Below are 21,266 nucleotides of genomic sequence, written 5' to 3'. Positions count from 1 at the left end.
CAGCGCGCCTTCGGGCGCACCTTATGGACGACGACCCTTATCCCCCAGCGCCGCGCCGGACCCTGTTCCTGAGCGCCTGCCGCCATCGCAAGCACCCGCCCTCCCTGTCACCAACCGGGGACGATGCCCGTGTTTGAAATGATCCTGATTGTCTTCGCGCTCGTTCTGTTGAACGGCTTCTTTGCCATGTCCGAGATGTCGGTCATGACCTCGCGCAAGAGCCGGCTGAAGCAGCTGGCCGGCACCTCCAAGCGCGCGGCCAAGGCGCTGGAGCTGTCGGAGAAGCCGGAAGCGTTCCTGTCCACCGTACAGATCGGCATCACCGTGATCGGCGTGCTGACCGGCTTCCTCGGCGGCGAAGCACTGGGCGAGGCCATCGGCGGCTGGATCCAGGGGCTGATGCCGGGCTTCGCCTATGCCGGTGCCGTTGGCAAGGCGCTGGCGGTCACCTTCATCACCTTCATCACGCTGATCTTCGGCGAACTGGTACCCAAGCGCCTGGCCCTGACCCGTTCAGAGGACATCGCCGGACTGGTGGCGCTGCCGATGAGCTGGCTGGCCAAGCTGGCCTTCCCCTTCGTCTGGCTGCTGTCAAAGACCACCCAGCTGGTACTGCGCCTGTTCGGCCTGGGCAAGGACGAGGTCGCGTCGGTCACCGAAGAAGAGATCCGCATGCTGGTGGCCGAGAGCCACGAGGCCGGCGTGATCGACAGCCACGAACGCGACATGATGAACCGCGTGATGCGCCTGGGCGACCGTACCGCCGACAGCCTGATGACCCCGCGCAACCGGATCGCCTGGCTGGACACACTGGGTGGCCTGGACAAGAACCTGGAGATCATGGCCGAGCACGAGTTCTCGCGGTACCCGGTGTACCGCGACAACGACATGGACGTGGTCGGCGTGCTTGAGCTGAAATCGCTGGCCACGCGCATGGCGCGCGGCGACAACGCGCTGTTCCAGACCCTGCGCGAGCCGCTGTACGTCTCTGAATCCACCCATGCGATGAAGCTGCTGGAGATCTTCCGCGAAGAACAGCAGTCGATGGCGCTGGTGGTGGACGAGTACGGCGAGATCCAGGGCCTGGTGACCATCAGTGACCTGATGGGCGCAGTGGTCGGCCGCCTGCAGGCGACGGAGAATGCCGACGAAGACGCGCTGGTGGTGACCCGTGAAGACGGTTCGCTGCTGGTGGACGGCTCGCTGCCGATCGAGGATCTGCGCGAGCTGATCGGCAGCAACGACCTGCCCGACGCCGAGGATGGCGATTACTACACCCTGGCCGGCATGTGCATCCACTTCTTCGGCCGCATCCCGCACGCGGGCGAGTACTTCGACTGGGCCGGCTGGCGCTTCGAGGTGGTCGATCTGGACGGTGCGCGCGTGGACAAGCTGCTGCTTCGCACCCTGTCCGACGAGCAGGCCGATGAGCTCACCGCCTGAGTCCGGCCCCGGCGCTGCGCCGCCGGAGTACCGCAACGAGGGCATCCGCACCCTGCTGGCGATGTTCGCCTTCGGTGACCCCGCCCAGCACATGAAGCTGGGGCAGATCCTGCAGGACCTGCAGCAGAGTGCCTTCGGTGTGTTCCTGTTCGTCGCCATCCTGCCCGCCTTCATCCCCATCCCGGGGCTGGGCGGTGCGGTCAGCGGGCCGCTGGTGATCCTGATCGGCCTGCAGATGCTGTTCTGCATGCGCCGGCCCTGGATGCCTGGGTTCATCGCCCGTCGCGGGCCCAAGCGCGGCACCATGCACCGGTTCCTGGACCGCATCGACGGTGCCCTGCGCCGGCTCGACCGCATGCTCAAGCCGCGCATGCCACAGCTGCTGACGCCTGCCCCGGCCCACGCCTTCAGCGGCCTGCTGCTGGTGCTGCTCGGCCTGCTGCTGTCGCTGCCGATCCCGTTCACCAACTACCTGTTCGGTTTCCAGTTGCTGCTGTTCGCGCTGGCGCTGCTCGAGCGCGACGGTGCGCTGATGTTGTTCAACTGGGTGGCTGCAGTGGTGGCGATCGCGTTCTTTGGTTTCAGTTCCGGGCAACTGGTGGGTTACACCGTCGAACTGTTCCAGCGCTGGTTCTGAGCGCAGGCAATTACCGCGCGATTCCCATCCACGCATGGCGTGGATCTACTTCGGACCGGGTGCATCCACGCATGGCGTGGATCTACTTTGGATCACTTGCATCCACGCATGGCGTGGATCTACTTCGAATCACTTGCATCCACGCATGGCGTGGATCTACTTCGAATCACTTGCATCCACGCATGGCGTGGATCTACTTCGGACCGGGTGCATCCACGCATGGCGTGGATCTACTTCGGATCGCGCGCATCCACGACTGACGCGGATCTACCTTGAACCCAGTAGATCCACGCCATGCGTGGATGCGGCACCTCAACGCAGGTCGATGAAGCCGTTGTCGCCCAACTGTGCCGGCTCATCCTGCACGGCCGACAACACGAAACTAAGGGCCGAGCCCAGCAGCGTGCCCGGACCGTCCCAGTATTCGGCGGTCTCCGCACGCACGCGGATCAACCGCAATTTCGGATCATCGGGACCACCGGGAAAGAACAGCTTCATCGCCGGCGACCAAAGCTCTTCGACCTTGGCGCGGTCATCGACAATGCGCGCCACACCCGCCACCGAGACATACGTATTCTTCGACGGTGAGGCATAGGCCACGTTGACCCGCGGGTCGAGCGCGATCTCCGCCACCTTCGGGCTGTCGGCAGCGGTGGCAAACCACAGATCACCATCGAAGGCGACCTGCTGGGTGCCGAGCGGGCGGCTGTAGAGACGCCCGTCGACACCGCGGGTGGTGAACATCGCCACCTCCACGTCCTTGATCAGTTCGGCCAGCTGGGCAATGTGTTCGGTACGGGACTGGTCCATGGGGGACTCCGGAGGTGTGAGTCCCCATCAGACGCGCCTGCGCCGCAAATTGCCGTGACGCAATTGTTCAGCCCGCGTGGCGGGCGTGCCAGGCGTGCATCGCCAGCTCGAACGAGCGCAGACGCGCGCGGTGGTCGTACAGGTTGGCGGTAAGCATCAGTTCGTCGGGCTGGTGGCGTTCAACGAACGCTGCAATGCCGTCGGCCACCTGCTGCGGATCACCCAGCACGGTGCACGCCAGCGCCCGCTCCACGCCCAGCTTCTCGTGCGGTTCCCAGAACGATTCGATGTCATCGATCGGCGCCGGGATCTTGCCCGGACGGCCGCGCCGCAGATTGACGAAGCTCTGTTGCTGGCTGGTGAACAGCCGGCGCGATTCGGCCTCGCTGTCACTGGCCACCACGTTCAACGCCAGCATCGCGTGCGGTTGCTTGAGCGTGGCCGAAGGGCGGAATTCGCGGCGATACACCGCCAGCGCTTCGTCCATGGAATCGGGCGCGAAGTGCGAGGCGAAGGCGTACGGCAGGCCCATCGAGGCGGCCATGCGCGCGCCGAACAGGCTGGAACCGAGGATCCAGGTCGGCACCCGCAGGCCGCCACCCGGTACCGCCTGCACCGCTTGGCCGGGCTGCACCGGTTCGAAGTAGTGCAGCAGCTCGCGCACGTCCTGCGGGAACTGGTCGGCGCTGTCGAAATAGCGGCGCAGGGCGCGCGCCGTCGGCTGGTCGGTACCCGGTGCACGACCCAGGCCCAGGTCGATGCGATCCGGGTACAGCGAGGCCAGGGTGCCGAACTGCTCGGCCACCTGCAGCGGCGCGTGGTTGGGCAGCATGATGCCGCCGGCGCCGACACGAATGCGTTTCGTACCACCGGCGACATGGCCGATCAGCACCGCGGTAGCGGCACTGGCGATGCCAGGCATGTTGTGGTGTTCGGCCAACCAATAGCGGCGGTAGCCCAGCGCATCGGCATGCTGGGCCAGCTCGAGCATGTTGGCGAAGGCGGCAGTGGTATCGCTGCCCTCGCAGACCGGGGCCAGGTCGAGGATCGACAATGGGATCATCAGGCGGTTTTCCGTCACAGGATCCCCTGTTGATGGGGTCGCCCCGCCCCGGCGGCCAGTGCCGGTAGCGGGACGCTGATTCCTGTGGGACGGATTCAGCGCCACCGGACTGTGTAGAGCCGAGCCCACGCTCGGCTGCATTTCCCCGGTGCACAGCAGCCGAGCGTGGGCTCGGCTCTACACAAGGCGGGTCAGAACGCGCTGGGGCGCGGCGCAGCCAGCGGTTCGTCCACCAGCGGCTTCAGTTCGGCATCCAGCGCCACGCGTTCGTCGAACACGAAACAGCGGCCTTCGTAGCCCTCGCCGCCCACTTCCTCGAAGTAGCCGAGGATGCCACCATCGAGCTGCAGCACGTTGTCCATGCCGTCGTTGAGCATCCACAGCGCTGCCTTCTCGCAACGGATGCCGCCGGTGCAGAAACTGACCACAGTGCTGTCCTTCAGTGCCTCGCGATGAGGCGCCAGTGCTTCAGGCAGATCGGTGAACTTGTGGATGGGCAGAACCAGCGCATCCTTGAAGGTGCCGTACTCGATCTCCTGCAGATTGCGCGTATCGAGCATCACTACCGGCTTGCCGGCATCATCGTGCCCCTGCCGCAGCCAGCGCTGCACGGTGGCGGGATCGATCGCCGGCGCGCGCGGGTAGTCCAGCGGCTGGCCATCGTCCCGGCGGAAGCTGATGATCTCGTCCTTGACCTTGGCCTTCAGCCGCGCGAACGGCTGGTGCTCGCTGAAGCTGGTCTTGACCCGCATGTCGGCGAAGCGCGCATCTGCACGCAGTTCCGCGTAGAAGCCATCGATAGCAGACGGTGCCCCCGCCAGGAACAGGTTCAGCCCCTCGCCCGCCACCAGGATCGTGCCCTGCAGGCCGGACGCCTCGGCACGCGCCTGCAGCTGGTCACACAGGGCCTGCGGAGCGTCGATGACGGCGAAATGATAAGCAGCGGTATTGGCGATCATCCCGCCATTTTACCGCCTGACCGCCCCCGTATCAGCCTCCACCGTTCATCCACGCATGGCGTGGATCTACAGACGCCGGAAACTGTCGAAGGCGGGGCAGTGTGGGTTTGCGGGGTGTGAGCCGCATGGATGCGGCGACCAAGCCCCCATGGACGGGTTCACGGCGGCCCCGCAAGCCCACACTGCCCCGCCATCCCACGGAAAGCCGCTTGTGATGTTGCTTGAATGCCTCTGCGGGTGCCGGGTGCAACCCGGCCGAACACCCCTACCCCCGCAGCAGCATGAACGGCAACAGCACCAATGCCGCCGCCACCGCCATCCCCAGCAGCACCAGCACCACGAACCCAGGGCGACGCCGGAACAGGCTGCCAAAGGTCTCGGCAGTACCATCGCGCAGGGCCTGCTCGCGCTCGGCGCGTACCCGTACGCCGCGGGCCGCCTGGTACTCGGCCATCAGCGCCTTGGCACGCGGCTGGTCGGTATCCTCGCGCAGCCACAGGCCACCATTGGAGATGCCCCAGGGGCTGGGTTCGGTGCGGTACCAGGCGATGCCATGCTGGTCGAGCAGCGTGCAGACATCGGCATATTCGTCGTTGCCGACATTGCGCAGATTGAGCAGGAGTTTTGCCATGTGCCCATGATACCCGGCGCCGATGCGCTAACCTTGCCGCCCTTGACTCATCACCAACGGAGACGCCGATGCGCCGCCTGCTGCTTCCCCTGCTGCTGTCCCTCGCCGCCGTTGGTTGCTCGTCGGAACCGCCTGGCCCGCCCCCGGGAGGCACCATCGCCGCTTTCGAGCGCATCGATACCCAGCCCGGCACCGGCGCCGAGGCCGTGCCGGGCCAGAAGGTCAGCGTGCATTACACCGGCTGGATCTACGACGAGCGCGCCGACAACAAGCACGGCAAGACCTTCGACAGTTCGGTCGAACGCGGCGAGCCGTTCACCTTCACGCTGGGCGCCGGCCAGGTCATCCGCGGTTGGGATGAAGGCGTGGCCGGCATGAAGGTCGGAGGCAAGCGCACGCTGATGATTCCGCCGGAATTCGGCTATGGCGACCGCCAGGTCGGCCCGATCCCGGCGGGTTCATCGCTGGTGTTCGATGTCGAGCTGCTCAATGTCCAGCAGTGAAGTACGCCCGCCGCGCCGCGTCGCCGTCATCGGCGGCGGCCCGGCGGGGTTGTTTGCCGCTGAGAGGCTGCGCGCGGCTGGGATCGACGTTGATCTGTACGAGGCCAAGGGCTCGCCGGGCCGCAAGTTCCTGATCGCAGGCAAGGGTGGGCTCAACCTCACCCATTCCGACCCGCGTCCGCTGTTCGACAGCCGCTACCGCGAGCAGGCCGCCAGCGTCGGCCAATGGCTGGACGGCTTCGACGCACAGGCGCTGCGCGACTGGGCAGCAGGCTTCGGCGTGGAAACCTACGTCGGCAGTTCCGGCCGCGTGTTCCCGGTTGACCGCAAGGCCGCACCGCTGCTGCGCGGCTGGGTTCGCCGGCTGAAGGAACAGGGCGTGCGCCTGCACGTCAACCATCGCTGGCTGGGCTGGAGCGAAGACGGCGCACTGCGCTTTGCCACCGAGACGGGTGTGCTGGACGTGCGCGCCGACGCGACCGTGTTGGCGCTGGGTGGCGGAAGCTGGCCGCAGCTCGGCAGCGACGGCGCATGGGTTCCGGTATTGCAGGCCCGCGCCGTGGATGTCGCGCCGCTGCAATCGGCCAACTGCGGATTCGACGTGGCGTGGACACCGTTCTTCGCACAGCGCCATGCGGGCGCGCCGCTGAAGCCGGTTGTCGCACATTGGCATGGCCTGGACGGTGAGCCCCGCTCGCTGCAGGGAGAATGCGTGGCCAGCGAGTACGGTATCGAAGGCAGCCTGATCTACGCCCTGTCGGCCGACCTGCGCGACACCATCAACCGCGACGGCCACGCCACTTTGTGGCTGGACCTGGTTCCGGGCCGCGACGAGGCACGCCTGCAGGCCGATCTCTCGCAGCCGCGCAAGGGCCGCAGCTTCGGCGAGCACCTGCGCCGCCAGGCTGGGCTGGACGCCGTGAAGACCGCACTGGTATTCGAAACGCTGGGCAAGGATGCCGGCAACGATCTGTCCGCCGTAGTCACCACATTGAAGCGCCTGCCGTTGCGCCTGCTGCGCCCGCGACCGATGGCCGAGGTGATCAGCACGGCCGGTGGCGTGCGCCTGGATGCGCTGACCGATGGATTGATGCTGCGTGCCGTGCCGGGCGTGTTCTGCGCGGGAGAGATGCTGGACTGGGAAGCCCCGACCGGTGGCTACCTGTTGACGGCGTGCTATGCCAGCGGACGGCGCGCGGCAGAGGGCGTAACGGCGTGGTTGGCCACGCGTTGATCAACGTGCGGTAGCGCCGGGCACATCAGGCTGGCCGGCGCATTTTCACCGAAGCCAATGCCACGCCACTGGGATGCGGATACAGTTCCTCGCGTTCGGCAACGAAGCCCTGCCGCTGGTAGAACGGCACGGCATTGAGCGAGGCCGACAACACCACCTCGCGCATTGGATCGGCCAGGGCCAGCAACCGCTGCATCAGCGCCTGGCCAATCCCCTGCCCGCCCTGAGCCGGATCGACGAACAGCGCGTCGATCTCGTTGCCCTCGGCATCGAGCACACCGAAACCCAGCACCTCGCCCCGATCATCCTCGGCGACGACACAGCCACCCTGCCCCAGCAGCCGCGAATACTGCACCGGCGGTGGCGATGCCGACCACGGCGCGATCACCTCTGGCGGATAGTGGCTGCTGCACAGCTCACGTACGCAGCGCGTTCGCAGGGCCCACAGCGTGCTTACATCATCGTTGGTGCCGGTCCTGAACTGCATGCAGCCTCCGTATGTTTCTGGCTTTCGTACAGCCGAGCACCGGCTCGGCTCTACTACGCGATCATCGCGACTTGCTGGCCCGCAGCGCCTGGATCTTCGGCGGCGGCTGGAAGGAATCACTGCGCGCATCGGCCCAGAACGAATGGAACACCGCGTGGTCGGGCACCTTGTGCAGCAGCTCGCCCGGCTCCAGGTAGCGGTACAACGAAGCCAGCGAACGGATCTCGACCGGCGACACCCGGCGCAGGATGTGTTCCGGGCCAAGCTCGGCCGGATCATTCAAGCCTGCCGCACACAGCAGCTCCTTCAGCGCATGCAGGGTGTGCTCGTGGAAGCTGTACACGCGCGTAGCCTTGTCCGGTGCATCCAGATGCTTCCAGCGCGCCGGATCCTGGGTAGCGATGCCGGTCGGGCACTTGCCGGTATGGCAGCTGAGCGACTGGATGCAGCCCAGCGCGAACATGAAACCGCGCCCTGCATTGCACCAGTCAGCACCCATCGCAATGGTGCGGGCGATATCGAACGCGCTGGTTATCTTGCCGGCCGCGCCGATACGGATGTGCTCGCGCAGGTCCAGGCCAACCAGGGTGTTGTGCACCAGCAGCAACGCCTCGTGCATCGGCACACCCACGTGATCGACGAACTCGGCGGGTGCCGCACCGGTGCCGCCTTCGGCGCCATCGACGACGATGAAGTCAGGCAGCAGACTGGTCTCGTGCATCGCCTTGGCGATGCCGAACCATTCCCACGGGTGGCCGATGGCCAGCTTGAAGCCGACCGGCTTGCCACCGGACAACTCGCGCAGGCGGACGACGAATTGCAGCAGTTCAACCGGTGTGGAGAACGCCGAATGGCGTGACGGAGAAACACAGTCCACGCCCATCGGCACGCCACGCGTCACCGAGATCTCGGCCGTCACCTTCGGCGCCGGCAGCACGCCGCCGTGGCCCGGCTTGGCGCCCTGCGACAGCTTGATCTCGATCATCTTGACCTGCTCGAGCGCGGCGTTGATGGCGAAGCGTTCCTCGCTGAAGCCGCCCTTCTCGTCACGGCAACCGAAGTAGCCCGAGCCGATCTCCCAGACCAGGTCGCCGCCCATCTCACGGTGATACGGTGAAATCGAGCCTTCGCCGGTGTCGTGGTAGAAGCCACCGCGGCGCGCGCCTTCGTTCAACGCGCGGATCGCGTTGGCCGACAGCGAGCCGAAACTCATCGCCGAGATGTTGAACACGCTGGCCGAATAGGGTTTGGCACAGTTCGCGCCGATCAGCACGCGGAAATCGTGCTTGGCGATGGTGGTCGGCGCCAGTGAATGGTTGATCCATTCGTAGTCCACCGCATAGGTGCTGCGCAGGGTGCCGAAGGGCACCGTATCCATCTGGTTCTTGGCACGCTGGTAGATCAGCGCGCGCTGCTGCCGCGAGAACGGCACATCTTCCAGATCGCTCTGCACGAAGTACTGGCGGATCTCCGGGCCGATGGATTCCAAGCCGTAGCGGAAGTGCGCCATCACCGGATAATTGCGGCGCAGGGTGCTGCGCTTCTGCAGCAGGTCCCAGGTCCCCAGCGCCACCATCGCAGCTGTTAGGCCGACGCCCCAATACCAGGCCGGCCAGATCGTGGCCAGCCACAGGCAGATCGGAAACATCAGGATGGCGAGCAGGTAGACGATATACCGGTGCATGGCGTTCCTCGGTTGCAACTGCCCCCGAGTCTACCGCGCAAGCACCTACAGGCGATCGTCGACCACGCTGCGCGGCCAGGCAGACTTCACGTCGTAGACCAGTCCACCGGGCGCCAGCAGGCTGCGGATATGGGCATCGTCCATCGCCTTGAAGCTCTCATGAGCCACCGCCAGCACCACTGCGTCGTAGCTCCCCGCCGTCGGCTCAGCCAGCCAGTTCACACCCTCGTCCGCCAGTGCGGCCGGCCCCACCCACGGATCGCTGACGTCCACCTGCGCGCCGCCGTCGGCCAGCCGCTGGGCCAGTTCCAGCGCGCGACTGTTGCGCAGGTCCGGGCAGTCCTCCTTGAAGGTCACGCCCAGCACCAGGATGCGCGAGTGCGCCGGTGAGCGACCGCGTTCGGCCAGCATCGCCAACACACGATTGGCCACATGTTCGCCCACCCGGTTGTTGACCTGCCGCGCGGTATGGATGAGGTCGGGGTGGTAGCCCACGCTTTCGGACTTGTGCAACAGGTAGTACGGGTCCACGCCGATGCAGTGGCCTCCCACCAGCCCCGGACGGAACGGCAGGAAATTCCATTTGCTGCCTGCCGCGTCGAGCACATCCTGGGTGTCGATGCCGAGGCGGTCGAAGATCAATGCCAGCTCGTTGACCAGCGCGATGTTGACGTCGCGCTGGATGTTCTCCACCACCTTGGCCGCTTCGGCGACCCGCATCGACGGCACCGGGAAGGTGCCAGCGGTGATGATCCGCTGGTACAGGCCGTCGACCACCGCAGCCACCTGTGGCGTTGAACCGGACGTGATCTTGCGGATGTCGGCCAGGCGCCGTTGACGATCGCCAGGGCTGACCCGCTCTGGGCTGTAGCCGCAGTAGAAATCCTCGTTGAAGCGAAGGCCCGAGCCCTGCTCCAGCAGTGGTACGCAGACTTCTTCGGTGGTGCCTGGGTAGACGGTGGATTCGTAGATCACCAGATCACCGGCGCGAAGATGGCTGGCGATCAGTCGCGTCGCCGAGCGCAATGGCTCCAGATCGGGCTGCTCGTAGGCATCGATCGGCGTGGGCACGGTGACGATGTACACGTTGCAGGCGTCCAGCTGCGCCGGATCGCTGCTGTAGCGCAGCAGCGACGCGCTGGCCAGTTCGTCCGGCTCCATCTCCAGCGTATGGTCCTGCCCGCCAGCCAGTTCGGCGATGCGCGCAGCGTCGATGTCGTACCCCAGCGTGGGCAGCTGCCGGCCGAAAGCTACCGCCAACGGCAGCCCGACATACCCCAGGCCGATGATGGCCGGGGACGGCATCTGTGCTGCGCCGATCGGCGCGCTCACGCGCGGCGTCCAGCAGCTGGCGACGGTGTCCAGTGGGTCATGCGAGGGTCCGGGTGCAGGCAAACATGCCGACAAGATTAACCGCGGCAGCGCCGCCAGACCACGCCAGACTCAGGATCCAAGGCTGACGGCGGCCGGCTCGAGCTCGCCGTGCCCTCCCGTCCAGGCCCGCAACAACAGGCAGAAGCCATGATCCGGGGGATTCTGCTCCAGGCTGAAACCATTCCACGGGGCCGCCACGATGCTGGCCAGCGTCGCCGCATCCACCTGCCGGTTGGCCATCGTCCAGCGCGGAAACCAGCGGCTCTGGATCGGGCCTGCGGCAAGCTGGGTGATGCTGCCGTGGCGCCGCGCGTTGCCGATGCGCGCGTGCACCGAGGCCAGCCCATCGCGTGGGCCTTCGATGTACTGCAGGAAACGGCTGCCATCGAACATCAGCACCCCGGTCACTCCGGCCATGCGATTGAACGCGGTCGCATCGGCCAGCAGCGCATCGAGCTCAGGCACGTCCAGTCCCTCCCTGGCCGTGCTGACATAGGCGTACGCATGCAATGGCATGTCCATCACTCCCCTCCTGAGTGCAGAGGAATATGACAGGAAGCACGAGGACTTCAAGCGTTGGCTATTCCGGCGGCGCCTCGACCTGGTAGCCGCGCTGCACCAGTGCATCCAGATAGCCTTCGCCCAGCAGCAGGCTGACCGGCACCGTCGCGAACGTGCCAGCGTGATGGGTCAGCGCCGCATCCACGCCCTGCAGCCAGCGTGTGCGCACCTGCTGTGGCATGTCGCTCCAGCCACGCCTGCGCACGAAGGCCGAATCCTGCAGCAGTTCGCGGCAGGTCTGGGCCATCGCCGAGCCCGACAGCCGACGCAGTGCGGCGACATCGCCGAGTGCCCAGGCATTGGCCCGCTCACGCAACACCGGCGCCTGGAATTCCACGGTGTCGAGCGTGCGTTCGAAGCACGCACGGTCATCGACTTCGGTGGCCTGCAGTTCCTTCAACGTGCCACGGATGTCGTCGACCTTCAGCTTCACCTGCACATCTTCCGGCGTCAGATCGCGGGCCTTGTAGGCGCGCCCGAGCGCTTCCTTCACCTGCTTGCCGTCACGCAGGCCGTTGCGCTTGAGGAACGCCTGGTACAGGCGACCGGAGGCCACCAGCGGACGGTCCTTTTCCACGCCACGGTCATTGCCCATGTAGGTCTGTTTCAGCCCCAGCCAGCGTGCGTACGTTGCCGCCGGCAGGATCTGATCCAGCGTGCGCCCCTGCGGATCGCGAGCGGTCTTCATCGCCAGCGGAAGCAGGGTCAGGCCCTTGAACACACCGATCTTCGCATCGAGGCTGAAACCCGGATCGCCCAGCACATGGTCGACACCGGCGATGGTCCGTTCGACTTCATCCGAGCGCCATTGCACGCCGCTTGGCAACGGCGAGACCGTTCCCAGGATCCACAGCACATGCCCCTGTGGAGCGGTCACCTTCCAGAGCCCGGGGCCGGGTTGTTCACCGGTCACCTGCACCGTGTCCATGTCCACCACCGGGCCAGTGGACGCTGGTGCCTGCTGCGCGGCGGCCGGGCCTATCGCCAGCATCAGCCCCAGCACGGCACTGCATCCGATCCATCGCTTGCCACGTGCACGCATATCGCCATTCCCGGAAACGTTGGCGGACTGTACCCAGCCCCGCGCCCGACTGCGTAAAAGCAGCGTTAGCCGGCGGCAGCGGCGGCGATTCCGTTACAATCGGCGCGCGCTGCAGGCCCGGATGGCGAAACTGGTAGACGCATCGGACTTAAAATCCGCCGGGGGAAACCCCATGCCGGTTCGATTCCGGCTCCGGGCACCACTGCACGTTCCAGGGAGACTTCGCGTTTACAGCGATTCGCCAAAAATCGGCAAAGAATCAGCCGCTTGGACTCGCACAAGAATCCGCACACACCCCGATTCGCCCGGACCTGCCCGGACCTGCCCGGCTACTCTCCCCAGAGTTTCCCCATATGATGCGGCGATGGGCAGCATCCAACGATCAGGGAACAAGTGGCGCGTGCAGGTTTACGTGGCGGGCGTTCGCGACTCCACTACCAAACACACAAAGCAGGAAGCTGCGAAGTGGGTTCCCGAGCGCGAGGCCGAGTTGCGTCCTGCGTTGGGCGCCGCCGTCATGCGACTACCGGCGGCGCTTTTACCTCAACGCAGCAGAAGCTGCGCCTTGGCCATCTCAACCGTCTGAACGGTCACGCTGAGCGCGCATGGTCCGGGGCCCGAGGCCATTGTGAATGTGGCCAGAGCACCTCCAATAGTGGTGCCGACAAGCGAATTGGCCTGCGGGTCGTGCGGAACCTGAAGAACAAGCAGATTGGGATACTGCGACAGAAGAGTTCGCGTCGAGATGCAGCCTCCGCGAAGGTCGAATGAGAGTTCTTCCAGCTTTCCCGCAGGATCGAGTTGTAGCGCAACATTTGTTCCGGTGAGTCGGTCACCTATAGCCAGGCCGGATACTTCCCCGTCAGGCAGACGGTCCTGCTCCAGCGCAACAGCACGCTTGACGCTTTCCGCACCCGCCACGGCGGCAAATGAGAGTTGTTCCACCTTCTTCCACAGAGCCTTCTGGTCTTCACGAGAAGCTGGCTCTGAGGGCTTCGGAATGGATAGATCCGTGCCCACCGCTCGCACGTGCAAGGGCACCACATGAAGTATCACCAACGCCGACAGGGCGGTGAGAATGCTGGTCTTCATAGTTCAGACCTCCGTGCCATAAAGGCATTGTACGCCCACGTTCTCGTCGTACCATCTCCCATATAAGGTTCGATAGTTTTTGCCTGTCAATGAATTGGTGTTGTTGTCGCAGAAGCTGCTTCCAACCCTTTCGTCAAGCGTCTCACCTCCGGCCAATATGATTGCCTGTAGCTGTGAGGAATTTCTCGACCTCGCGCACGGACGTCGGCCACACCCACACCACGACCAGCGGCGGCATGGCTGCTCGTCGCAATGCTGGCAATCGCTGAGGCCTGCGCTCAGATCGCCCGCGAGTAGCGAGGCTGCTCCTGGGCGACACGCAGATAGGGATCGAAGCACATCGCCAGCAGGCGCAGCAACGGCCGTCCGGGCTCGCTGGTGCGCACCACGCCGTCGCGGTACTCGGCCAGGCCATCCTGCTGCAGACGCTGCACGGCCTGCAGGTCTTCGGCGAAGTAGGCCTCGAAGTCGATGCCATGGCGCTGCGCCAGTGACGTTCCGTCCACTTCACCCTGGCACATCAACTGCTGGATCAGCTCGGCACGCAGCTCGTCGTCGGCACTGAGCGCGACGCCGCGCCAGACCGGCAGTTGCCCCTGGTCCACTGCGTTCTCCCACGACGGCAGGTCGCGCGGATTCTGGCTGTAGGTGGCACCCACATGGCTGATCGCACTTACGCCAAGACCGATCAGATCGGTGTCGGCATGGGTGGTATAGCCCATGAAATTGCGATGCAGCTGGCCGGCGCGCTGGGCACGCGACAGATCCTCTTCCGGCAATGCGAAGTGGTCCATGCCGATGTACTGGTAGCCGGCTGCGGACAGGCGCTCCACCGCCAGGCCCAGCAGCGCGAGCTTGTCTTCCGGCGAAGGCATGCGGCTTTCGTCGATCTGCCGCTGCGCGCGGAACAGGTGTGGCAGATGCGCATAGCCGTACACCGCCAGTCGATCCGGACGCAGCGCCAGCACCAGTTCCAGGGTACGGCCGAAGCCCTCCAAGCTCTGCCCAGGCAGGCCGTAGATCAGATCGACGTTGACCGAACGCATGCCGCTGTCGCGGCACGCGCGCAGGATGTCCAGTGTCTGCCGCACGCCCTGCACGCGGTTGATCGATTCCTGCACCTGCGGGTCGAAATCCTGCACACCCAGGCTGGCGCGGTTGAAGCCGAGCCGAGCCAGCATCGCCACGTCACTGGTATCGATGAAGCGCGGGTCCAGTTCGATGGAAAAATCACGCTGCGATGAATCGCTGAAATCGAAGCGCCGGCGCAGGCCTTCGACCAGCGCAGTCATCGCATCGGCATCCAGGAAATTCGGTGTGCCACCGCCGAGGTGCAGCTGGATCACTTCACGGCCGTCGGCGAACTGCGGTGCCAAAAGGTCTGCCTCGGCCAGCACGCGTGACACGTAACTGTGGCCACGCCCGCGGTCGCGGGTGATCACCCGGTTGCAGCCGCAGTAGAAGCAGGGGCTGGAGCAGAACGGCACATGGACGTACAACGACAACGCACGCGCCAGCGGGTTGCTGTCGGCGATCGCCTGGCGCAGCGCCGGTGCATCGAAGCCGTCGTGGAAGTGCGGTGCGGTGGGATAGGAGGTGTAGCGCGGGCCGGGCCGGTCATGCCGACGCAGCAGATCGGGATCGAAGGTCCAGGCCAGGCCACCGGCAGCGGGAGAGAACGTGTCCATGGCGCCAGCATCGCGCCAAGCCAGGCGGTGCGCCTTGACCCAGATCAATCCTTGGCGGGGGCGCCCAGCACCGGCAGCATGACCTGCGGCCAGCGCAGCATCTGGTAGCGGCGCCAGAAGGTTTCGGCGATGCGGGCGGCCACATCGTCGGCCAGCGCCTGCATCGGCGGGTTGTTGCATTCCGCCGTGGTGATGTGGAACAGCACCAGCCAGCGGTCGAACAGATCCTTTTCCAGATCGATCGCCATGTGCTTGGACATCGGCGAACCCTTGAACCGGCGCGTCCCGCGCAGCATCGCCGACCAGAAATCCACGAGCTGGGCGAGGTGTTCCGGCCAGTCTTTCACGTGACCTTCGAACACCGGCCCCAGTCGCTCCTCGTCACGCACGCGCGCGTAGAAATCGTGAACCAGCCGGGTCACTTCCTCCTCGCTGCACAGCTCTGGTGAAGCAACGGGAATATCGGTCTTGGGCGTTGCGTTCATCAGGGCACCAAATGCGGATCGGCAGTGTGCCGCAGGCCGCCACCACTACTGTTGATCCAGATCAATGTCAGCGCACGGGGGCGCACCTAGGCTGGCACGCTTGCAGGAAGCATGCCCTGCGGATGCTGCGCCAACCACGGCGAAGTATACGCGCCGCCCTCTTCTTCAACCCGAACCCGCATGAACACACCGTTTTCCAGCCGCCAGCGGCGTATCCAGCAGTGGGGCGCAGTCCTGTGGCCCAGCTTCATCGCCGCCGGCCTGGCCTGCGTGGTGTTCTTCGCCTTCGTCGATCCACTGCGGCTGCAGGCAATCAGCTTCCCGGGTACGGCCATCAGCCGTGAGCTGGGCTACACCGCAGGGTTCTTCATGTTCTGGGCCGTCACCGCACTTTCCAGCGCGGTGACCGGCTACCTGCTGCGGCCGATGCCGAGCGAAGAGGATGAGGAGCCACTGGGATGAGCGTCGCCACTAGCCCGCCACCGCACCCATGGCGTTGGCGCCGTGCGCTGGGCCTGGCACTGCTGATCCTGTTCCATGCCCTGCCGTGGCTGCAATGGAATGGGCGGCAGGCCCTGCTGCTGGACCTCAACGCGCGCCGCTTCGACCTGTTCGCGTGGACCCTGTGGCCGGATGACATCGGCGTGCTGCTGGGCCTGCTGGCGGTGATGGCGGTGGGTCTGGCCCTGCTCACCCATCTGGCCGGCCGCGTGTGGTGCGGGCATGCCTGCCCACAGACACTGTGGACACGGGCCTTCGATGGGATCGCGCAGGCCCTGGCCCGCGTCCTGCCCGCGCAGGCAGCGCGGCCGCTCACCCACGTGGTCTGGTTGCTGCTGTCGCTGTGGACCGGAATCACCTTCGTAGGACTGTTCAGTCCGATCCGCGAACTGGTCGCCGGCGCGTTCGATGGCAGCTGGAGCGGCTGGGAGACCTTCTGGGTGCTGTTCTATGCCGGCGCCACCTGGGGCAACGCCGGGTTCCTGCGCGAACAGGTGTGCCGATCGCTCTGTCCGTTCGCGCGCATGCAGCCGTTGCTGACCGACCCGCACACCCCGCGCATGCTGTATGACCCACGCCGTGGCGAGCCACGCGGCGCCCGCCCGCCGGCATTGGGCGGTGTGCTCGGGCGCGGTCGTGGCCTGCTCGACCCGACCACCGCGCAGGACTACGTTTTCCGTGCCGCACATCCACTGCTGGCCGGACCGATGCCGACCTTCAGTGCGGATCGGCTGGGCGACTGCATCGATTGCATGGCCTGCGTACGCGCCTGCCCGATGCAACTGGACATCCGCCATGGTCCACAGGCCGATTGCCTGGCCTGCGGCGCCTGTCTGGAAGCCTGCACCCGGCAGCAGCATCAGGCGGGCTTCGGTCCCGGCCTGGTGCGCTATTGCAGCCCGCAGGTGATGGCAGGCCAGCCGCGCCGGTGGTGGCGCCCCCGCACCACTGTCCTCGCATCGATGCTGCTGGCGCTGTTGGCCTGTGGCGTCTGGCGCCTGTTCTGAGTCAGCCCGGGTCGCCCGGGCGCGGCGGTACCAGCTGGGCGCGACGGACGATGCCCAGTTGTTCGATGATCAGCGCCATTTCGTTGGTGACATCGGTCCGCCCGGTCCCCTGCGGAACCAGACGATCAAGCACCTGCTGGTAGGTATCCCAGAACGCCGGACCGCATCCGTGTTTGTGATAACTGGCTTCCAGTTCGCGGCGTACCCGTTCAGCCAAGCCATGCATGCCGTATTCCATACGACCTCCGTTTGACTTGTTCTGCATCGTTGACGGTCGACCAATTCACTTGCGAGCTACTGAAAGACTCCCGGCCTTCACAACCGGTTGATGCCAATTAGTCATAGATTTCACGACACGTCAATTACAGGGCACGACTTTCGCGATTGAAATTATTAATCGTTCATGAAAGGCCGTGACGAAGGGGATCGGGAATCTCCGTGCCGATGTCGACACTGCTCGCCAACGAACCCGGGTGCCCATCACAGATCAGGCCATCGCTGCGAGCGGGGGCGATCGATTCTGCCTATATTGCTAAGCATGCTTAGCAAATTGACCTTAGCGGTCTGTCTGCGACAGCCTTGGACGCATCTCAAGCGGTTTCATCGTTCGGGTCCTGATCCAGAGGGAACAGCGCCGGGTACCGCTGCTGCAGGATGTAGCGCCTCAGCGGCGGAATGGGAAAGCCTCTGGGCCATTGCGAGACAGCGGATCTGCTGATTCCAAACAGCTTGGCGAGCTCTGCGTCGGTGGAAAAGCCCAGCCGCGTGCGGACCTGCCGCTTGCTCCAGAATTCGTCCATTTTCGATCCCTTTCATCATCAAACTTATTCTTGCGCCAAGGCCTCTTTCGATTCCACGCGTTAAGCTGGCTTGCATAGATGAATACTCTTGGACAACGACTCGCGGTCGCCATGAAGGACGCCGGGCATGCACGCCCGGCCGACCTGGCGCGTGCCGCCGAAACGACGACGGCAACGGTCAGCAACTGGCTCAACGACCACGTCAAAGCCAACCACGTGAAAGCCGAACAGCTGTTCCGCATCGCCGATGCGGTGAAGCTGGACCCGCGGGAGCTGCTGTTCGGCCCGTTGGGACGGGGTGTCGGCGAACGCGGCACGGCCTACATGCACATGCCCAGCGAAGCCCATCTGGATGTCTGGCAAGCGGCCTATGAGCTGGTCGCCCACATCCTTGCCGAGCGAGGCCTGGAGGTCGGCTACCGGCGTGAGGCCACGCTGGGGCTGATGGCCCATGACCTGCTGATGGAGGGCGTCAGCCGCGGCAAGGTCGCACGCGTGGTGATGACTGCCCTGCCCTGACCCATCGCGCGCTGGTAGCATGGCTGCCGATGGGGATGGGGCTCCCCCGATAACCGCCTGAGATGGCTGATGGCTCCTGCTGCGACGAACCCGGCGTTCGTCGATGGCAGGCATTGCCCGCCATTGCGTACGCCGTCGAACCTGCGAACACGCACTCGAGGCAAGCAATGCAGACGTTGAACAACTATGTGCTGGTATTCCTGGGCGGCGGTGTCGGCGCCTGTCTACGTCACGCCTGCAATCTGATCGGCGCCCGCGTCGCCGTCGGCAGTTCGTGGCCCTGGTCGACCTTTCTGGTCAACATCAGCGGCGCCTTGCTGATGGGTGTGGTGGTGGAGGCATTTGCCCTGCGCAACGGCGCCTCGCCGCAACTGCGCCTGCTGCTGGCCACCGGCATTCTTGGCGGCTACACCACGTTCTCCACCTTTTCCCTGGAAACCGGCCTGCTGCTGCAGCGGGGCCAGCATGGCCTGGCCGCACTCTACGCGGGCGGCTCGGTAGCCCTGGGCCTGGCCGGGCTGTTCGCCGGCATGAAGCTGACCCGGCTCGCGCTGGGGTGACACTCAACCGGCAGCGACGCGCGCCTGCCCCCGCCACTGCCGTGGCGATTGCCCGGTGTGCGCCTTGAACGCTCGCGACAACGCCGCCTCGCTGCCATAGCCGACCTCGTCGGCGATCCGTTTCAACGGTCGGCCCTGGCGCAACGCCTGCTGCGCCAGGCCGACCCGCCACCCCTGCAGATAATGCCCGGGGGTGGTTCCCATGGCCTCGCGGAAACTGGCGGCGAACACGCTGCGTGACATGCCTGCAACGTCAGCCAGATCCTCCAGTGTCCAGGCCTGGGCCGGTGCCTCATGCATCGCCACCAGCGCCAACCGCAGGCGTGGGTGGCCGAGCCCGGCGAACAGGCCGCCGCGCATCTCGCCCCCCTCCATCAGCTGCCGCAGCACCTGGATCATCACCACCTCGAACAGGCGGTTGACCATCACCGCTCGACCGCAACGTTGCTCGAATGCCTCCTCGAACAGCAGCTCCAGGGCGGCATGGCCGCCGTACAGATCGGCCAAGGGCAGGCAGATGAAATCGGGCAGCGCCGCACTGATCGGGTTGAGCCTGCCACCTTCGAAATGGAGATTGGCGCAGGCCATGTCGGCGCCGTGCTGGGGATCGGTATGGAAGCGGTGCGGCATCGGGCGCGGATACAGCAGCAGGCTGGGAACATCGACCTGCACCGTCTGCCCGCCATGGCTGACCTGCAATGGACCGCGCCGCACCAGATGCAGCTGGCCGGCCTCGCCCTCTCCTTCGAGACTGTTGATGCCACACAGCGCGCCGGCATGGAACACCGAGGCGGTGACTGCGAAGCGTTCGAGCAGGATGGCGAGACGATCGGCCATGACGGGACTCCAGGTCAAACGAAAGGAGACAGATATGCCAGATCGTATCGGATTCGACCCTGCTGTGCGCGGCACTGGCCGCCGTGCCGGGGCGGCGCTATACAAGCGACACATCCTGCCGGCAAGCCGGCAATTGATCGCACCGAGGGGCAAAGCCAATGCCAACCACACCCGCCCCAGCGATGCCCAGGACACGCACGCTCCACCGACTCGCCCTGGCATTTGCCCTGCTGCTGCCGCACCCCCTGCTGTCTGCCGCGCCCGCAGCCACGCCGCGCACCTCCAGCGGCGAACTGCAGGGCGCACGCTGGCGCCTGGACGTGCCCGCCGGCTGGAACGGTGAACTGGTGATGCTGGCGCATGGCTATGAGCCAGTCGGCTCGCCGCAGCCTTCACCGATGCCGGCCAACGACAGCACCGCCGGCCTGCTTGCAGCGGGCTACGCCGTTGCCCAGAGCGCCTATGGCAGCCAGGGCTGGGCAGTGGCAGATGCGATCGACGACATGGAACGCCTGCGCGTGCAGGCCCTGTCCGAATTGAAGGACGTACATCGCACCTGGATCCTCGGCTTTTCGATGGGTGGCGCAGTAGCCATCGCCACCCTCGAACGCCTGCCGCAGCACTACAGCGGCGGCGTGTCGCTGTGCGGCGCCAACCTGCCCGGCGAGCAGTTGGCCAATGACCTGCTGACCACACTGGTGGCGTTCGATTATTTCTTCCCCGAGGCCGAAGGGCTGCCCCGCCAGGGGCTGGCATCGGCAGAAGCGGCGGCGCTATCGCAGATGCCGCTGTATCAAGGCATCGCTGCCGCGCTTCAGACTCGACCGGCCGTCGCTGCGCAACTGGCCACACGGCTGCAGGTAAGCGCCGAGGCATTGCCGGGCACGATCAGCCTGCACGCGATGATCCTGCACGAACTGGCGAAGCGCGCTGGCGGCATGCCGGTCGGCAACCTTGCGACGGTCTACCGCGGATTCGGTGACGACAACGCGTTCAACGCAGGCGTGCAGCGGCGCGCGGCGGTCACGCTGGCACAGCGATATATGCGCGGCAAGCTGGCATTGACCGGCGCGGTCAGGCGACCGCTGGTGATCCAGTTCAACAACAATGACACGAGCATCGTGCCGCGCATGCAGACGGTGTATCCGCAACTGGCCAGGCGCGCAGGTGCAACGGCATTGTTGCGCGTCCTGCCTGTGGTGGGCGAAGGCCACTGCGGCTTTACGGATTCACAGGTAGTCGAGGCGCTGAGGGCAGCAAGAACGTCGTTGTGATCCGTACCTTGCCGCAGCGCACCAGGCGTGCCGGGCAACCACTGCTATTGTTGCCTCGCCCATTGAAGGGCAGAC

At 65.6% G+C, this 21,266-nt stretch carries 24 protein-coding genes, 1 tRNA gene and 1 riboswitch; of the genes, 10 read left to right on the top strand and 15 right to left on the bottom strand.

The annotated features are described in order from the left end of the window. Nucleotides 1–138 precede the first annotated feature (138 nt). Together CR156_RS05670 and CR156_RS05665 are read left to right on the top strand one after the other, a co-directional pair. Nucleotides 139–1,443: a hemolysin family protein gene (locus CR156_RS05670; protein ID WP_223880018.1), complete on the top strand. Its 1,305-nt coding sequence runs from the start codon at nucleotides 139–141 to the stop codon at nucleotides 1,441–1,443. Beyond that, nucleotides 1,427–2,080, top strand: coding sequence for an exopolysaccharide biosynthesis protein (locus CR156_RS05665; protein WP_100552131.1), 654 nt, complete (start codon nucleotides 1,427–1,429; stop codon nucleotides 2,078–2,080). Before CR156_RS05670 ends, CR156_RS05665 begins: the two co-directional genes overlap by 17 nt. 312 nt (nucleotides 2,081–2,392) lie before the next feature. Here CR156_RS05665 and CR156_RS05660 read toward each other — a convergent pair whose 3' ends face one another. The 4 genes from CR156_RS05660 to CR156_RS05645 all read right to left on the bottom strand — a co-directional run bounded on the left by CR156_RS05660 (nucleotide 2,393) and on the right by CR156_RS05645 (nucleotide 5,543). Beyond that, entirely contained in the window at nucleotides 2,393–2,890 is a 498-nt protein-coding gene (locus tag CR156_RS05660; RefSeq protein WP_100552130.1) for a pyridoxamine 5'-phosphate oxidase family protein, read from the bottom strand. A gap of 67 nt (nucleotides 2,891–2,957) precedes the next feature. Further along, nucleotides 2,958–3,953: an LLM class flavin-dependent oxidoreductase gene (locus tag CR156_RS05655; protein WP_100552129.1), complete on the bottom strand. Its 996-nt coding sequence runs from the start codon at nucleotides 3,951–3,953 to the stop codon at nucleotides 2,958–2,960. A gap of 191 nt (nucleotides 3,954–4,144) precedes the next feature. Further along, a complete protein-coding gene (locus tag CR156_RS05650) occupies nucleotides 4,145–4,912 on the bottom strand; it encodes a sulfurtransferase (RefSeq protein WP_100552128.1) in 768 nt (255 codons plus the stop codon). A 265-nt stretch (nucleotides 4,913–5,177) separates the two neighbouring features. Next, nucleotides 5,178–5,543, bottom strand: a complete 366-nt coding sequence (locus tag CR156_RS05645; RefSeq protein WP_100552127.1) for a DUF6164 family protein — start codon at nucleotides 5,541–5,543, stop codon at nucleotides 5,178–5,180. Between the two features lie 68 nt (nucleotides 5,544–5,611). Between CR156_RS05645 and CR156_RS05640 the strand changes: the two genes are divergently transcribed. Together CR156_RS05640 and CR156_RS05635 are read left to right on the top strand one after the other, a co-directional pair. Further along, nucleotides 5,612–6,046 (top strand): FKBP-type peptidyl-prolyl cis-trans isomerase, encoded by a 435-nt coding sequence (locus CR156_RS05640; RefSeq protein WP_100552126.1) that lies wholly within the window; start codon nucleotides 5,612–5,614, stop codon nucleotides 6,044–6,046. Further along, nucleotides 6,033–7,280: a TIGR03862 family flavoprotein gene (locus CR156_RS05635; protein ID WP_100552125.1), complete on the top strand. Its 1,248-nt coding sequence runs from the start codon at nucleotides 6,033–6,035 to the stop codon at nucleotides 7,278–7,280. Before CR156_RS05640 ends, CR156_RS05635 begins: the two co-directional genes overlap by 14 nt. 25 nt (nucleotides 7,281–7,305) lie before the next feature. On the opposite strand, the gene CR156_RS05630 is transcribed toward CR156_RS05635, so the two are convergent. The 5 genes from CR156_RS05630 to CR156_RS05610 all read right to left on the bottom strand — a co-directional run bounded on the left by CR156_RS05630 (nucleotide 7,306) and on the right by CR156_RS05610 (nucleotide 12,428). After that, nucleotides 7,306–7,767 carry a GNAT family N-acetyltransferase gene (locus tag CR156_RS05630; protein ID WP_100552124.1) on the bottom strand — a complete coding sequence of 154 codons (462 nt, stop codon included), beginning with the start codon at nucleotides 7,765–7,767 and terminating at the stop codon, nucleotides 7,306–7,308. Nucleotides 7,768–7,828: 61 nt separating this feature from the next. Further along, entirely contained in the window at nucleotides 7,829–9,451 is a 1,623-nt protein-coding gene (locus CR156_RS05625; RefSeq protein ID WP_100552123.1) for an FMN-binding glutamate synthase family protein, read from the bottom strand. 45 nt (nucleotides 9,452–9,496) lie between these two features. Next, a complete protein-coding gene (locus CR156_RS05620; protein WP_100552122.1) occupies nucleotides 9,497–10,783 on the bottom strand; it encodes a nucleotide sugar dehydrogenase in 1,287 nt (428 codons plus the stop codon). 111 nt (nucleotides 10,784–10,894) lie between these two features. Further along, a complete protein-coding gene (locus CR156_RS05615; RefSeq protein WP_223880017.1) occupies nucleotides 10,895–11,347 on the bottom strand; it encodes a BLUF domain-containing protein in 453 nt (150 codons plus the stop codon). Between the two features lie 58 nt (nucleotides 11,348–11,405). Further along, nucleotides 11,406–12,428: a TraB/GumN family protein gene (locus tag CR156_RS05610; RefSeq protein ID WP_100552121.1), complete on the bottom strand. Its 1,023-nt coding sequence runs from the start codon at nucleotides 12,426–12,428 to the stop codon at nucleotides 11,406–11,408. 115 nt (nucleotides 12,429–12,543) lie between these two features. On the opposite strand from CR156_RS05610, the gene CR156_RS05605 reads away from it, so the two are divergent. Further along, nucleotides 12,544–12,630, top strand: a tRNA-Leu gene (locus tag CR156_RS05605). Between the two features lie 341 nt (nucleotides 12,631–12,971). Here CR156_RS05605 and CR156_RS05600 read toward each other — a convergent pair. The 3 genes from CR156_RS05600 to CR156_RS05590 all read right to left on the bottom strand — a co-directional run bounded on the left by CR156_RS05600 (nucleotide 12,972) and on the right by CR156_RS05590 (nucleotide 15,693). Then, nucleotides 12,972–13,520, bottom strand: a complete 549-nt coding sequence (locus CR156_RS05600; protein ID WP_100552120.1) for a hypothetical protein — start codon at nucleotides 13,518–13,520, stop codon at nucleotides 12,972–12,974. Nucleotides 13,521–13,798: 278 nt separating this feature from the next. Further along, complete coding sequence (gene hemN / locus CR156_RS05595) at nucleotides 13,799–15,208, bottom strand: oxygen-independent coproporphyrinogen III oxidase (protein ID WP_100554082.1); 1,410 nt, start codon at nucleotides 15,206–15,208, stop codon at nucleotides 13,799–13,801. A 44-nt stretch (nucleotides 15,209–15,252) separates the two neighbouring features. Continuing rightward, nucleotides 15,253–15,693 (bottom strand): group III truncated hemoglobin, encoded by a 441-nt coding sequence (locus CR156_RS05590; RefSeq protein WP_100552119.1) that lies wholly within the window; start codon nucleotides 15,691–15,693, stop codon nucleotides 15,253–15,255. Nucleotides 15,694–15,873: 180 nt separating this feature from the next. Here CR156_RS05590 and CR156_RS05585 point away from each other — a divergent pair, with 180 nt between their 5' ends. Together CR156_RS05585 and CR156_RS05580 are read left to right on the top strand one after the other, a co-directional pair. After that, nucleotides 15,874–16,155 (top strand): hypothetical protein, encoded by a 282-nt coding sequence (locus CR156_RS05585; protein ID WP_100552118.1) that lies wholly within the window; start codon nucleotides 15,874–15,876, stop codon nucleotides 16,153–16,155. Continuing rightward, the gene (locus tag CR156_RS05580) at nucleotides 16,152–17,201 is read left to right on the top strand and encodes a 4Fe-4S dicluster domain-containing protein (protein WP_100552117.1); all 1,050 of its coding nucleotides are present in this window, start codon (nucleotides 16,152–16,154) and stop codon (nucleotides 17,199–17,201) included. Before CR156_RS05585 ends, CR156_RS05580 begins: the two co-directional genes overlap by 4 nt. Nucleotide 17,202: 1 nt before the next feature. Here CR156_RS05580 and CR156_RS05575 read toward each other — a convergent pair whose 3' ends face one another. After that, a complete protein-coding gene (locus tag CR156_RS05575; RefSeq protein ID WP_025875165.1) occupies nucleotides 17,203–17,439 on the bottom strand; it encodes a hypothetical protein in 237 nt (78 codons plus the stop codon). 352 nt (nucleotides 17,440–17,791) lie between these two features. Beyond that, complete coding sequence (locus CR156_RS05570) at nucleotides 17,792–18,001, bottom strand: helix-turn-helix domain-containing protein (protein ID WP_100464659.1); 210 nt, start codon at nucleotides 17,999–18,001, stop codon at nucleotides 17,792–17,794. Between the two features lie 78 nt (nucleotides 18,002–18,079). On the opposite strand from CR156_RS05570, the gene CR156_RS05565 reads away from it, so the two are divergent. Further along, nucleotides 18,080–18,520 carry a helix-turn-helix domain-containing protein gene (locus CR156_RS05565; RefSeq protein WP_223880016.1) on the top strand — a complete coding sequence of 147 codons (441 nt, stop codon included), beginning with the start codon at nucleotides 18,080–18,082 and terminating at the stop codon, nucleotides 18,518–18,520. 22 nt (nucleotides 18,521–18,542) lie between these two features. Further along, nucleotides 18,543–18,606: riboswitch (Fluoride riboswitch) on the top strand. Between the two features lie 81 nt (nucleotides 18,607–18,687). Next, on the top strand, nucleotides 18,688–19,080 hold the full coding sequence (gene crcB, locus CR156_RS05560; RefSeq protein WP_100552116.1) for a fluoride efflux transporter CrcB: 393 nt from the start codon (nucleotides 18,688–18,690) through the stop codon (nucleotides 19,078–19,080). Nucleotides 19,081–19,083: 3 nt separating this feature from the next. On the opposite strand, the gene CR156_RS05555 is transcribed toward crcB, so the two are convergent. After that, a complete protein-coding gene (locus tag CR156_RS05555; protein ID WP_100552115.1) occupies nucleotides 19,084–19,917 on the bottom strand; it encodes an AraC family transcriptional regulator in 834 nt (277 codons plus the stop codon). Nucleotides 19,918–20,099: 182 nt separating this feature from the next. On the opposite strand from CR156_RS05555, the gene CR156_RS05550 reads away from it, so the two are divergent. Continuing rightward, nucleotides 20,100–21,191, top strand: a complete 1,092-nt coding sequence (locus CR156_RS05550) for an alpha/beta hydrolase family protein (RefSeq protein ID WP_100552114.1) — start codon at nucleotides 20,100–20,102, stop codon at nucleotides 21,189–21,191. The last annotated feature ends 75 nt before the right edge of the window (nucleotides 21,192–21,266 follow it).

The organism is Stenotrophomonas lactitubi (genome assembly GCF_002803515.1).
Lineage (GTDB): Bacteria > Pseudomonadota > Gammaproteobacteria > Xanthomonadales > Xanthomonadaceae > Stenotrophomonas > Stenotrophomonas lactitubi.
The sequence above is the reverse complement of the archived record's forward strand: the minus strand, read 5'-3'. Positions and strand labels throughout refer to the sequence as shown.